This is a genomic window from Arthrobacter sp. NPDC057259 (genome assembly GCF_042668995.1).
Lineage (GTDB): Bacteria > Actinomycetota > Actinomycetes > Actinomycetales > Micrococcaceae > Arthrobacter.
In genome coordinates this window covers 524,868-537,813 of record NZ_JBHUYA010000001.1, presented here as the reverse complement: position 1 = coordinate 537,813, position 12,946 = coordinate 524,868, and the positions used below count along the sequence as shown (strand labels likewise).

The following is a 12,946-nucleotide window of genomic DNA, read 5'->3' as shown; positions in this document are numbered from 1 at the left end:
CGTCTTTGTAGAAAAAGTGCCCTCAAAAGGCGGTTCGCGTTGGGCACACAGGACTTTTACAGACATAATGTCTATGTGACATCTGCGACCCATGCCCCCAGTACCCCGGCGCACCCCACGCTGAACCGCCCGAACATGGTTTCCGTTGGAACCGTTGTCTGGCTCTCCAGTGAGTTGATGTTCTTCGCCGGTCTCTTTGCCATGTACTTCACACTCCGTTCGACGTCCGGACAGATGTGGGCTGAAGAGACAGCCAAGCTCAACTTCCCCTTTGCGCTCGTTAACACGATCGTCCTCGTGGCCAGTTCCTTCACTTGCCAGATGGGCGTCTTCGCCGCGGAACGGCTTCAGCCGCGCCGCCTTGGCGGTCCGCTGAGCTTCTCCCGCTGGGGAATGAATGAGTGGTTCACGCTCACATTCATCATGGGTGCGTTCTTCGTGGCCGGCCAGTCGACCGAGTACGCCATGCTCGTCTCCGAGCACGTCTCGCTCTCCTCCAACGCTTACGGCTCGGCGTTCTACATGACCACCGGCTTCCACGGCCTCCACGTCATCGGCGGCCTCATCGCGTTCCTGCTCATCATGGGACGCTCCTTCGCGGCCAAGAAGTTCGGACACTTCGAGGCAACGTCCGCGATCGTCACCTCGTACTACTGGCACTTCGTCGACGTCGTGTGGATCGGCCTCTTCCTGGTCATCTACGTCCTCAAGTAGCCACCCCTTGTCTCTCTTTCTACAAGAGATAGAATTTCAAGAAGCGGCTCCCGGAGCCAACGCAGCATCGAAAAAAGGAACCACCACGTGAAGGCACTCTCGCAGAAGCGACGTCACCCACTGGCAGCAGTTGCACTGTTGCTGATGGGCCTCCTCATCACTGGTGGGCTGTACGCCGTCGCCACCACCGTCAACCAGGCCAAGGCCGACACCACGAGCTTCAGCGCAAGCGACGCGGAGGAGGGCGGCAAGCTGTTCGCCGCCAACTGCGCCACCTGCCATGGCATGGGTGCCAGCGGATCGCAGGCGGGCCCGTCGCTCGTCGGCGTCGGCGCCGCCGCGGTTGACTTCCAAGTGGGAACCGGCCGTATGCCCATGCAGATGAACGGTCCGCAGGCTTACAAGAAGCCCGCCCAGTTCAACGAGGAGCAGACCCACCAGCTGGCTGCCTATGTAGCCTCCCTGGGCCCCGGCCCCTCCATCCCGGAAGCCGGAGTCCTCGACGAGAAGGGCGACGCCGCCAAGGGTGGCGAGCTGTTCCGCACCAACTGCGCCATGTGCCACAACGCCGCCGCTGCCGGTGGCGCGCTGACCAAGGGCAAGTTCGCCCCGGCCCTGGCCGACGTGTCCGGCAAGCACATCTACGAGGCCATGGTCACCGGCCCGCAGAACATGCCGGTCTTCTCCGACGCCAACGTCTCCCCCGAGGGCAAGCGCGACATCATCACCTTCCTCAAGCAGATCGAATCCAACGGCTCCCCGGGCGGCAACGACCTCGGCGCCCTCGGCCCGGTCTCCGAAGGCCTGTTTGTCTGGATCGCCGGCCTGGGCGTCATCATCGCCTTCACCATCTGGCTGACCTCGCGGACCTCCTAGGCTCCGCACCCCGTAAGAATTTCTGCCGGCCCGCCGGCAGGTTGAATTGAAAACTAACCCGGCGAGAGCCGGGACGAGAGAAGGATGAGGCGAATTATGGGCAACCATAGTGACGGCAGTCCGAACCACTCGGGCACCGTAGCTACGGCTGGTCAGAGCGAGGTGGAGAAGTTCCAGGATCCTGGAATTCCCCCGCACCGTTTGCGCCTGGCTGACACGGACCCGAAGGCCGCAAAGCGAGCGGAACGGCAGGTGGCCCTCCTGTTCGGCGTATCCGTCGTTGGTACCCTGATATTCCTGGTGGCGTACTTCGCCATCGATCTTGGAAACGACTCCTCGATCGCCACCATCCGGCTGCAGAACACCCTGCTGGGCATCGGCACCGCGTTCGCGATGCTGGGCATCGGCACGGGCATCGTGCACTGGGCGAAGGCCCTCATGCCGGACCACGAAGTGTCGGAAGAGCGTCACGCCATCCGCACCGAAGAGGACCGCCAGGCCGCCGTCCGGATCGTCGACGACATCGTCGAGGAAACCGGCATCAAGCGCCGCCCGCTGATCCGCAACACCCTGCTCGGCGCCGTCGCCCTCGCCCCGCTGCCGGCCCTGGCCGTCTTCGGCGACCTCGGTCCCCGTCCGGACGACAAGCTGGCCCACACCATGTGGGCACCGGTCAACGGCAAGACCAAGCGCCTCACCCGCGACCCCGATGGCACCCCCATCAAGGCCTCGGACGTCACCATCGGCTCCGCCTTCCACGTCATCCCGGAAGGCCTGAACGAGCTGGAGTCGGGCAAGCTGAACGAGAAGGCCAAGTCGGTCGTCCTGCTCATGCGCCTGAACCCGGAATCCCTCAACCCCTCCGCGGGGCGCGAGGACTGGGGCTACAACGGCATCGTTGCCTACTCCAAGATCTGCACCCACGTCGGTTGCCCTGTCGCTCTCTACGAGCAGCAGACGCACCACCTGCTGTGCCCGTGCCACCAGTCGACCTTCGACCTGACCCAGGAATGCAAGGTCATCTTCGGCCCCGCCAGCCGGCCCCTCCCGCAGCTGCCCATCGCCGTTGACGATGAGGGTTACCTCTACGCCACGAGCGACTTCAAAGAACCTGTTGGACCTAGCTACTGGGAGCGTGATGAGCATGAGCGCAACGTCAACAGCTGACACCCCCACCTTTGTCGCCAAGACCAAGGGCGGTCGCATCACCGACTTCGTCGACCAGCGCGTCGGCGGATCGGGCATCCTCCGTGAATTCGGCCGGAAGGTCTTCCCCGACCACTGGTCCTTCATGTTCGGCGAGGTGGCGCTGTACTCCTTCGTTATCCTGCTGCTCTCCGGCACCTTCCTGACCTTCTTCTTCGATCCGTCGATGGCTGAGACCCACTACCAGGGTTCCTACATGCCGCTGAAGAACGTCGAGATGTCCGTGGCGTACAACTCCTCGCTGAACATCTCCTTCGATGTCCGCGGCGGCCTGTTCATGCGCCAGGTGCACCACTGGTCGGCGCTGCTGTTCGTGGCCTCCGTGGCCGTGCACATGCTCCGCGTATTCTTCACCGGCGCCTTCCGCAAGCCCCGCGAGATGAACTGGGTGATCGGCTCCGTCCTGCTGATCCTGGCCATGGCCGCCGGCTTCACCGGTTACTCCCTCCCCGATGACCTGCTCTCCGGTAACGGCCTGCGCATCATCGACGGCGTGATCAAGTCCATCCCCGTGATCGGCACCTACATCTCGTTCTTCCTCTTCGGCGGCGAGTTCCCGGGCACGGCCATCATCGGCCGCCTGTATGTGCTGCACATCCTGCTGGTTCCGGCCCTGATCCTCCTGATGATCGCCGCGCACCTGTTCATGGTCGTCGTGCACAAGCACACCCAGTACCCCGGCCCGGGACGCAACGACGGCAACGTCGTCGGCTACCCCCTCGGCCCGGTCTACGCGGCCAAGGCCGGCGGCTTCTTCTTCATCGTGTTCGGTGTCATCGCCCTCATGGCCGGTTTCTTCACCATCAACCCGATCTGGAACTACGGTCCCTACGACCCCTCCCCCGTCTCCGCAGGCACCCAGCCTGACTGGTACATCGGATTCGTCGACGGCGCCCTCCGCCTGATGCCCGGCACGTTCGGCAACTGGCACGTGGAGCAGATCTTCTTCGGCCACGTCTTCACCTTCAACGTCCTGCTGCCGGCCCTGGTCCCGGCGGGAATCCTCTTCACCGTGATGTTCACCTACCCGTGGATCGAACGCTGGATCACCAAGGATGACCGCGAGCACCACGTCCTGGATCGTCCGCGCAACGCCCCGACCCGTACCGCCATCGGCATGGCCGGCTTCGTCTGGTACTGCGTGATGTGGGCAGCCGCTGGTTCCGACCTAATCGCCACGCACTTCCACGTGGCCCTGAACGACGTCACCTACTGGCTGCGCGCACTGTTCTTCATCGGCCCGGTCATCGCGTTCATCGTGACCAAGCGCGTCGCCCTGGCGCTGCAGCGCAAGGACCGTGAGATCGCCCTGCACGGCCGTGAGACCGGCCGCATCGTGCGCCTGCCGCACGGTGAGTTCATCGAGGTCCACGCCCCCCTGGACGAGTACAAGCGCTACAAGCTGGTCGGCTTCGAGTCCCCGAAGCCGCTCCCGGCCCAGCCGAACGAGAAGGGTGTGGTGGACCGCAAGGAAAACCGCCGCGCCAAGCTCTCCCGCTGGTTCTTCGAGGACCGGGTTGCCCCGGTCACGCCCACGGAGCTCGCGGCGGCCCACAGCCACCACGGCGCCCACGAGGCGGTCGAGGCGAACGCCGAGCAGAAGACGCTCAGCCACTAGTCTCCCCTCGTAAGACACAGAAGAGGCCCGGTCCTGATGGACCGGGCCTCTTCTGTGTCTGCGGGGGGCGTCCAGTGCTACGGCCTGGTCCCCGTGGCGCCTAGGGCCGGTAGCCGCTGACATAGTTCCTGGTGGGACGCACGCCGGGCCGCTGCAACGGGACCCAGAGCTTGTACCGGTCGGCCCGGTAGTAGGAGACGGAGTAGTCCACCATGGCGCGGGCCACGAAGGCGTGCCGCTGGATCTTCAGCAGCGGCGAACCTACCTCGACGTTGAGCAGGCGGGCGGTCGACGGCGAGGCGGCGGTGGCCTCGATCATGTCCTCGCCCCACTCCATCACCAGGCCGTAGCGTTCGCTGAGGACGTTATAGAGCGACGTCGGCGGCTCACCGTCGAGCAGGCCCGGCACCCGGTGTGCGGGAATGAAATTCTCGTCCACGCTCATGGGTTCGTTGTCCGCCAGCAGGAGCCGCCGGAAGCGGACCACGGGCGTTCCCTCCTCCAGCTGGAGTTCGCGGGCCAGGAACGCGCTGGCGCCGATCTGTTCGAAGCTGAGGACCTTGGCCGCCGGGACCATGCCGCGGCGCTGCATTTCCTCGCTGTAGGAGGTCAGCTTCACCTGGAGGTCCAGCTTGGGTTTCCGGACGAAGGTTCCCAGCCCCACGACCCGCTCAATGACCTCCTCACCGACGAGGGCGTCGATGGCCTGGCGGACGGTCATGCGCGCCAGCCCGAACCGCTCTGAGAGCTCACGCTCCGACGGCAGGGCCGAGCCCGGCGGGCAGGACGTGGAGATGTGGGCGCGTAGGATCTCGCGCAGCTGGACGTAGATGGGAACCCCGCTGGACCGGTCGATCTCGCCGGCCATCCGGGCGGCGCTACTTCCCACGGCCGGGCCTCATGCAAGCTGTCATGGATCAAGCGTAGGGCACCAACGCCACAGGTCTAGACCAATCCGGGCGCGCGGTTTCTCGGGTGTCCGCTCCCCCGGCTAGGCTTGAGGCTGCATCTTTCGCTTGACCCCATCAGGAGCCTCCCTTGCCCGTACACAAGGCCGTCATCCACGCCGAGATCGGACTCCACGCCCGGCCGGCCGCAGAGTTTGTCCGCGCCGTCACCGCCACCGGGCTGCCCGTCACGATCGCCCGGCCCGGCCAGCGCGGCGTGGACGCCCGGTCCCTGCTCGAAGTCATGACGGAGGACTTCGAACGCGGCTGCGAGGTGGAGCTGTCCGTCGACGCCGCCAGGATTCCGGAAGGCCGCAGCGCCGAGGACGCGGAGGCCGCTCTCAGTGACCTTGGCACCCTGCTGGCGAAGCAGTAACAAACAAAAACGACGGGGACCCCACCGGATGGTGGGGTCCCCGTCGTCGTTAGCGGTGCCGGGCGAAGGCCCGTGCGGCGCCTAGTGGGCGTGGTCTCCGCGGCTGTACTCGTAGACCCAGCCGATCAGCGCCACGATGGCCAGGCCACCGGCGATGAAGGTGATCCAGAAGCCGACTGCGATGCCCAGGAAGCCTCCTGCGCAGGCGAGGCCCAGGACCAGCGGCCACCAGCTCCAGGGGCTGAAGTGGCCCTGCTCGCCGGAACCCTCGTGGATCTCGGCGTCGCTGCGGTCCTCGGGACGCAGGCCGACGCGCTTGCCGGTGAAGCCCAGGTAGGCGCCGATCATGCCCGCCAGGCCGGCGACCAGCAGGATGCCCAGGATGCCGACCCACTCGCTCCAGTTCGTCATGAAGCCGTAGACGATGGCGACCGGGATGAAGAAGAAGACACCGAGTCCAAAAATTCTAGATTCGATTTTCACAGTTAGGCGTCCTTCTGGTCGGCGTTACCGAGCGTCGCAGCAGCCGGCGCCGGGGAGTCGATGGTGTAGCTCTGGGCGAGCTCCGGGTGGTGCAGGTCCAGGGCGGGACGCTCGGACCGGATCCGGGGCAGCGAGGTGAAGTTGTGGCGCGGCGGCGGGCAGGAGGTTGCCCATTCCAGCGAGGCACCGAAGCCCCACGGATCGTCGACCATGACCTTCTCGTTGCTCCGCCAGGTGATGTAGACGTTCCAGAAGAACGGGATTAGCGAGGCGCCCAGCAGGAAGGAGGAGTACGTGGAGAACTGGTTCATCCAGGTGAAGCCGTCTTCGGGCATGTAGTCGGCGTAGCGGCGGGGCATGCCCATGACGCCGAGCCAGTGCTGGATGAGGAAGGTGCCGTGGAAGCCGAGGAACAGCATCCAGAAGTGGATCTTGCCGAGGCGCTCGTTGAGCATCTTGCCCGTCCACTTCGGCCACCAGAAGTAGAAGCCGGCGAACATGGCGAACACGACGGTACCGAACACCACGTAGTGGAAGTGCGCCACGACGAAGTACGTATCGGAGACGTGGAAGTCCAGCGGCGGGGAGGCCAGGATGATGCCGGTCAGGCCGCCGAAGAGGAAGGTCGCCAGGAAGCCGATGCTCCACAGCATGGGGGTTTCGAAGGTGATGGAACCCCGCCACATGGTGCCGATCCAGTTGAAGAACTTCACGCCGGTGGGAACCGCGATCAGCATCGTCATGAAGGAGAAGAACGGCAGCAGGACCGAGCCGGTGACGTACATGTGGTGGGCCCACACGGTGACGGACAGCGCGGCAATGGAGATGGTGGCGTAGACCAGGCCCTTGTAGCCGAAGATCGGCTTGCGGCTGAAGACCGGGAAGATCTCCGAGACGATGCCGAAGAACGGCAGGGCGATGATGTAGACCTCGGGGTGGCCGAAGAACCAGAACAGGTGCTGCCAGAGGACGGCGCCGCCGTTCTCCGGGTCGAAGATGTGCGCACCGAAGCGGCGGTCAGCGCCGAGGGCGAAGAGGGCCGCGGCCAGCGGCGGGAAGGCCATGAGCACCAGGATGGCGGTGACCAGCGTGTTCCAGGTGAAGATTGGCATGCGCCACATGGTCATGCCCGGGGCGCGCATGCAGATGATCGTGGTGATGAAGTTGACCGCACCCAAGATGGTACCGAAGCCGGAGAGGGCCAGGCCGAAGACCCAGAGGTCACCGCCGACGCCGGGGCTGAAGGTGGTGTTGGACAGCGGCGCGTAGGCGAACCAGCCGAAGGAGGCGGCACCCTGCGGGGTGATGAAACCGGAGACGGCGATCGTGGAACCGAAGAGGAAGAACCAGAAGGCCAGCGCGTTCAGTCGCGGGAAGGCGACGTCGGGGGCACCGATCTGCAGGGGCATGATGACGTTGGCGAAGCCGGCGAACAGCGGGGTCGCGAACATCAGGAGCATCACCGTGCCGTGCATGGTGAAGAGCTGGTTGTACTGTTCCTTGGTCTGCAGGATCTGCATGCCGGGTTCGAACAGTTCGGCGCGGATCAGCAGCGCCATGACGCCGCCGAAGCAGAAGAACACGAAGGACGCGATCAGGTACATGTACCCGATGGTCTTGTGGTCGGTGGAGGTGATCCAGTTGACGACGATGCGCCCCTTGGATTTGGGTACTACGGGAGCCTCAAGGATCCCGGAGGGCTGAGAGTAGGTTGTTGCCACTTCGCGCTCCCCTTACTTGTTCTCGGTCGGGGCCGGGTTGCGGTCGTACTCTTCGCCGAGCAGGCCGGTGTTGCCGTCCTGGCGGAGCTGGTTCATGTGGGCGGCGAACTCCGACTCGGAGACGACCTTCACGCGGAACAGCATTTCGGAGTGGTACTCACCACAGAGTTCGGCACACTTGCCGTCATAGGTTCCCTCTTTGGTGGGAGTGAACCGGATGTAGTTGGTCTTGCCGGGGATCATGTCGCGCTTCTGCAGGAAGGCGGGAACCCAGAAGGAGTGGATGACGTCGCGGGAGTTCAGCTCCAGGTCAACGGACTTGTTGACGGGCAGGTACAGCGTCGGCAGCTTTTCCTTGTCGACGTCGTTGCCGGTCAGGTGCGCCTGGACGCCGGCCTCGTGGAGGTCCTCGGTGACGACGTCACCCTTTTTGTAGTTGAAGTCCCAGGCCCACTGCTTGCCGCGGACGTCGACGACGACGTCGGCAGGCTGGCTGCGGTCGTCGATGGCCTTCTGGTCGCTGTCGGTGAAGTAGAAGAACACCAGGACCATGAAGAGCGGGATCGTCAGGTAGAAGACCTCGAGCGGGAGGTTGAAGCTGTTCTGGCGGGGGAACCCGACGGTGCCCTTGCGGCGCCGGTAGGCGACGATGCACCAGATCATCAGGCCCCAGGTGATGATGCCAACGACCAGGGCTGCAATCCATGAGTTGACCCAGAGGTCCATGATGCGGTCAGTGTGGTTGGTGGTGCCGCGCTCGGTCGGCAGCCACCCTTTCTGTACCTCTGGTGAACATCCAGTCAAAGCCAACGCGCCGGCTAGTGCCAAGCCAGTGATCGAAGTGATCTGTTTGCGTCGGCTGCCGGTTCGGTTCTGCGAACTCACAGACGGCCCTTCCTACTTGTTGCTGTCGCCCGGCCGCATACAACGATCCGGGCACACTAAAAGTTTTACTACTCGGTGTAGAGCTTACCGCTCCCTGGGAGTTTTCGCCCACATGTCCGCGCCGTGGTCCGGCACCTTTTTCGGGGTTTCCGCGTTAGGGTCCCCGGACGGAACAATGGCCGGGCTGAAAGCCCGGCCATTGACCTTAGTGGAAGGAGTCTCCGCAGGCGCAGGAGCCGCCGGCGTTGGGGTTATCGATCGTGAAGCCCTGCTTCGAGATGGTGTCCTCAAAGTCGATGCTCGCACCGCTGAGGTAGGGCACGCTCATCTTGTCTACGACTACCTCGACGCCGTCGTAGTCGCGGACGGCATCGCCCTCGAGGAGGCGCTCGTCGAAGTAGAGCTGGTAGATCAGGCCGGAGCAGCCGCCCGGCTGCACGGCGACGCGGAGGCGCAGGTCGGTGCGGCCTTCCTGTTCCAGCAGGCTGCGGACCTTGCCGGCAGCGACGTCGGTCAGCTGCACCTCGTGGCTGGCCAGTTCCTGGCTTTCCTGGACTGCGGTGTCGGTGCTGGTTTCATTGGTTGTAGTGCTCATGGCCTACCTTCTGACGACGGTCGGAGCGGCGCCGCCCGGCGGCGCCGGCCCCTGCTTTAACGGTATGGGCTATAGCTACATGCTACGTCGATCAGTGCTGTAGCTCTAACTCCTGGGATAACCGTCCGCGTCCGCCGGATGTTCCCCGGAAGCCCGGTATCAGGCCAGTCCCTCGGCGTTCAGCCGGGCCAGGAGCAGCGCCTCGGCAATGATCGCGTTCCGGAAGTCCTCCAGGTGCAGGGACTCGTTGGCGCTGTGGGCGCGGGAGTCCGGGTCCTCGACGCCGGTAACCAGGATCTGGACGTCCGGATACAGCTCGGTGAGGTCCGCGATGAACGGGATGGACCCGCCGATGCCGGTCTCGACGGCCGGCACGCCCCAGGCCTCGCCGAGAGCCCACATCGCCAGCCGGGCCGCTGGGGAAGAGGTGTCGGTCATGAAGGCGCTGCCGGTCTCCCCCGGGGTGAAGACCACCTGGGCGCCGAACGGGGCGTTGGCCTCGACGTGGCGGCGGACCGCGTCCATGGCCTCGTCCGGGTTCTGGCCCGGGGCCAGGCGGAGGCTGAACTTGGCCTTGGCGCGCGGCAGCAGGGTGTTGGAGGCGACGTTCACGGCGGGGGCGTCGATGCCGATGATGGACAGCGCGGGTTTCGTCCACATGCGCGAGGCGATGCTGCCGGTGCCGGCGAGCTTGACTCCGTCGAGCACGGAGGCGTCCTTGCGGTATTCCTCCTCGGTCAGGTCCACGGCGGCGTCATCCCGGCCCACCAGCCCCTCGATGGCGACGCTGCCGTCGTCGTCGTGCAGGGTGGCGATCAGGCGGGAGAGCAGGGTGGGGGCGTCGAGCACGGGGCCGCCGAACATGCCCGAATGCACCGCGTGGTCCAGGACCTTGACCTCGATGGTGCCATCCACGAGGCCGCGGAGGCTGGTGGTCAGGGCGGGGATGCCGACCTTCCAGTTAGAGGAGTCGGCAACGACGATCACGTCGGAGCGCAGCAGTTCCTGGTGGGTTTCGAGGAATGCGCGGAAGGTCGGCGAGCCGGCCTCCTCCTCCCCCTCGAAGAAGAACGTGACGCCGAGGCCGAGCTCCTCCCCCAGCACCCGGCTGACCGCGGAATAGGCGGCGACGTGCGCCAGGATGCCGGCCTTGTCGTCCGCGGCGCCGCGGCCGTAGAGCCGGCCGTCCCGCTCGACGGCGGTGAACGGTTCGGTCTCCCAGAGCGAGAGGTCGCCGGTGGGCTGGACGTCGTGGTGGGCATAGAGCAGGATGGTTGGCTTGCCGGCCGCGGCGGGACGGCGTGCGACGACGGCGGGTCCGCCCGGGGTGCCGTCCTCCTTGTCGCAGCGCAGGATGCGCACATCATCGAAACCGCTGCCGCGGACCAGCTCGGCCACCGCGTCGGCGCTGGCATTCAAGGGAGCGGGGTCGAAGCTGGGCCAGGCGATGCCGGGGATCGCGACGAGTGCCTTGAGCTGCTCGACGGTGGCGTCAAAGGCCTCGGTGACGGCCTGGCGGAGGGCTGCGGTATCGACGGTCTGGGTGGTGCCGCCTGCTGAATGCTGCGGGGTGCCCGCGGGTGATGAAGTCATGGCCAAAACACTACCCGTGTCCCCGATCACCTCAAACAGCGCCACAGGCCCCGCCGGAGGCACGACGCGGGCGCCGGCACGCGTCCCGGCGCCCGCGTCCGCCGCCGCGTCATCGGGCCGGGAACGGCACCCCTGCAGGGTAGTCTGTAGGGGTGTTTGGACGGAAAAAGGAAGCGCCCTCGGCGCAGGATGTAGTTGACCAGCAGGTGGCCGCGGCTCGAACCCCCACCGCCGGCAAGGGCGCGCCCACCCCGAAGCGCAGCGCGCAGGAAGCGGCCCGCAAGCGGCCCCTGGTGCCGCAGGACCGCAAGGCCTCGCGAGCGGCGGAGCGCACCGCGGTGGCCGAGCAGCGGCTGAAGATGCGCCAGGCCATGGATACCGGCGACGAGAAGTTCCTCCCGCTCCGGGACAAGGGCCCGCAGAAGCGCTTCGCCCGTGACTACGTGGACGCCCGCTACAGCCTGGGCGAATACCTGATGTTCGGTGCGCTGGTCTTCGTGGTCATTTCCCTGCTGGTGCCCGCCAGCAGCGAGCAGATGATCTACGTCCTGGGCGCCTTCTGGGTGATGTTCCTGGCCGTCTTCGTCGATGTCTTCTTCCTGTCCCGGAAGCTGAAGAAGCGCCTCACGGAGAAGTTCGGCGACGTCGAACGCGGCACGGTCTGGTACGGCTCGATGCGTTCGCTGCAGTTCCGCCGCCTGCGCATGCCCAAGCCCCAGGTCGGCCGCGGCGAGTACCCGGCCTGACCCCACCACCAGCCCACTAAAAACCCCCGGCAGCCTCGCTGCCGGGGGTTTTTCGCATCTGTGGGTGCTGCTGCCTGGGAGGGCGTTGCGTGTCCCGCGGGGGCCCTTCGCCTAGCGACGGACGGGGTGCTTCGCCAGGTACCGGTTGATCCGCGCCGCCCAGAACGGGCCCTCGTAGAGGAAAGCGGTGTACCCCTGGACCAGGGTGGCGCCGGCCTCGAGCCGGGCACGGACGTCCTCGCCCGATTCCACCCCGCCCACCGAGACGAGGGTCAGCGCGCCGCCGGTCGCCGCCTTCAGCCGGGCCAGGACTTCCAGGGACCGCTTCTTCAGCGGAGCGCCGGAGAGACCCCCGGCCCCGCAGGACTCCACGGCATCCGGGTCGGAGGCCAGCCCCGTGCGCCCGATGGTGGTGTTGGTGGCGATGATGCCGTCGAGCTTGAGGTCCAGCGCCAGCCGGGCGACGTCGTCGATGTCCTCGTCGCTGAGGTCCGGGGCGATCTTGACCAGCAGCGGAACGTGCCGTCCGGCGGCGGAGTCGGCCGCCTCCCCCACGGCGGTCAGCAGCGGGCGCAGGGTCTCGACGTCCTGCAGCAGCCGCAGGCCGGGGGTGTTGGGGGAACTGACGTTGACCACCAGGTAGTCCGCGGCCGGCGCCAGGCTGCGCGCGCTGATGAGGTAGTCCGCGACCGCGTCCTCAAGTTCCACCACCTTGCTCTTGCCGATGTTGATGCCGATCACCGGCCGCACGGTCCGGTAGCGGCGCTGCAGCGCCGCGCGCGCGGCGCGGAGACGGGGCGCGACGGCGGCGGCGCCGTCGTTGTTGAAGCCCATCCGGTTGATCACGGCGCGGTCCTCAATCAGGCGGAACAGCCGCGGCGACGGGTTCCCGGGCTGGGCCTGGCCGGTGATGGTGCCCACCTCGATGTGGCCGAAGCCCAGGTCCGTGAGGGCCTCGATGCCGTGGCCCTCCTTGTCGAAGCCGGCGGCCAGGCCGAACGGTGAAGGGAAGGTCAGGCCGAACGCCTCGGTCCGCAGCGACGGCGCCGGTGCCGTGAGCCGCTGCAGCAGCCGGCCCGCACCGCAGCGGTGGGCGAGGCGGATGCCCTGGAAGCCGATCTTGTGGGCACGCTCGGCGTCCATCCAGGAGAAGGCAAGCCGGAAGAAGGTGGGGTAAAGGCGCATG

Annotated in this window: 13 protein-coding genes; 6 read left to right on the top strand and 7 right to left on the bottom strand. The window is 66.1% G+C overall.

The window, feature by feature from the left end; all coding sequences use genetic code 11:
- Positions 1 to 135: 135 nt before the first annotated feature.
- The 4 genes from ACFUCU_RS02560 (at position 136) to ACFUCU_RS02545 (ending at position 4,414) form a co-directional block, all read left to right on the top strand.
- Positions 136 to 714, top strand: a complete 579-nt coding sequence (locus ACFUCU_RS02560; RefSeq protein ID WP_377970461.1) for a heme-copper oxidase subunit III — start codon at positions 136 to 138, stop codon at positions 712 to 714.
- 87 nt (positions 715 to 801) lie between these two features.
- On the top strand, positions 802 to 1,590 hold the full coding sequence (locus ACFUCU_RS02555) for a c-type cytochrome (protein WP_290257803.1): 789 nt from the start codon (positions 802 to 804) through the stop codon (positions 1,588 to 1,590).
- 96 nt (positions 1,591 to 1,686) lie between these two features.
- The gene (locus tag ACFUCU_RS02550; protein ID WP_377970459.1) at positions 1,687 to 2,757 is read left to right on the top strand and encodes a Rieske 2Fe-2S domain-containing protein; all 1,071 of its coding nucleotides are present in this window, start codon (positions 1,687 to 1,689) and stop codon (positions 2,755 to 2,757) included.
- Complete coding sequence (locus tag ACFUCU_RS02545; RefSeq protein ID WP_290257801.1) at positions 2,735 to 4,414, top strand: ubiquinol-cytochrome c reductase cytochrome b subunit; 1,680 nt, start codon at positions 2,735 to 2,737, stop codon at positions 4,412 to 4,414. Before ACFUCU_RS02550 ends, ACFUCU_RS02545 begins: the two co-directional genes overlap by 23 nt.
- A gap of 100 nt (positions 4,415 to 4,514) precedes the next feature.
- Here ACFUCU_RS02545 and ACFUCU_RS02540 read toward each other — a convergent pair whose 3' ends face one another.
- Positions 4,515 to 5,282, bottom strand: coding sequence for a GntR family transcriptional regulator (locus ACFUCU_RS02540; RefSeq protein WP_377970794.1), 768 nt, complete (start codon positions 5,280 to 5,282; stop codon positions 4,515 to 4,517).
- Positions 5,283 to 5,452: 170 nt separating this feature from the next.
- Between ACFUCU_RS02540 and ACFUCU_RS02535 the strand changes: the two genes are divergently transcribed.
- A complete protein-coding gene (locus ACFUCU_RS02535) occupies positions 5,453 to 5,737 on the top strand; it encodes an HPr family phosphocarrier protein (protein ID WP_377970457.1) in 285 nt (94 codons plus the stop codon).
- An 81-nt stretch (positions 5,738 to 5,818) separates the two neighbouring features.
- Here ACFUCU_RS02535 and ACFUCU_RS02530 read toward each other — a convergent pair whose 3' ends face one another.
- The 5 genes from ACFUCU_RS02530 to ACFUCU_RS02510 all read right to left on the bottom strand — a co-directional run bounded on the left by ACFUCU_RS02530 (position 5,819) and on the right by ACFUCU_RS02510 (position 11,014).
- Entirely contained in the window at positions 5,819 to 6,220 is a 402-nt protein-coding gene (locus tag ACFUCU_RS02530) for a cytochrome c oxidase subunit 4 (RefSeq protein ID WP_290257799.1), read from the bottom strand.
- 2 nt (positions 6,221 to 6,222) lie between these two features.
- The gene (gene ctaD / locus ACFUCU_RS02525; RefSeq protein WP_290257798.1) at positions 6,223 to 7,941 is read right to left on the bottom strand and encodes a cytochrome c oxidase subunit I; all 1,719 of its coding nucleotides are present in this window, start codon (positions 7,939 to 7,941) and stop codon (positions 6,223 to 6,225) included.
- Between the two features lie 12 nt (positions 7,942 to 7,953).
- Positions 7,954 to 8,826 carry a cytochrome c oxidase subunit II gene (gene coxB, locus ACFUCU_RS02520; protein WP_377970454.1) on the bottom strand — a complete coding sequence of 291 codons (873 nt, stop codon included), beginning with the start codon at positions 8,824 to 8,826 and terminating at the stop codon, positions 7,954 to 7,956.
- A gap of 205 nt (positions 8,827 to 9,031) precedes the next feature.
- Positions 9,032 to 9,421, bottom strand: coding sequence for an iron-sulfur cluster assembly accessory protein (locus ACFUCU_RS02515; protein WP_290257796.1), 390 nt, complete (start codon positions 9,419 to 9,421; stop codon positions 9,032 to 9,034).
- Positions 9,422 to 9,580: 159 nt separating this feature from the next.
- A complete protein-coding gene (locus tag ACFUCU_RS02510) occupies positions 9,581 to 11,014 on the bottom strand; it encodes a dipeptidase (protein WP_377970452.1) in 1,434 nt (477 codons plus the stop codon).
- Between the two features lie 152 nt (positions 11,015 to 11,166).
- Between ACFUCU_RS02510 and ACFUCU_RS02505 the strand changes: the two genes are divergently transcribed.
- The gene (locus tag ACFUCU_RS02505) at positions 11,167 to 11,760 is read left to right on the top strand and encodes a DUF3043 domain-containing protein (protein WP_290257794.1); all 594 of its coding nucleotides are present in this window, start codon (positions 11,167 to 11,169) and stop codon (positions 11,758 to 11,760) included.
- A 111-nt stretch (positions 11,761 to 11,871) separates the two neighbouring features.
- Here the strand turns inward: ACFUCU_RS02505 and ACFUCU_RS02500 are convergent, their stop codons facing one another.
- A complete protein-coding gene (locus ACFUCU_RS02500; RefSeq protein WP_290257793.1) occupies positions 11,872 to 12,945 on the bottom strand; it encodes a quinone-dependent dihydroorotate dehydrogenase in 1,074 nt (357 codons plus the stop codon).
- Position 12,946: the final 1 nt, after the last annotated feature.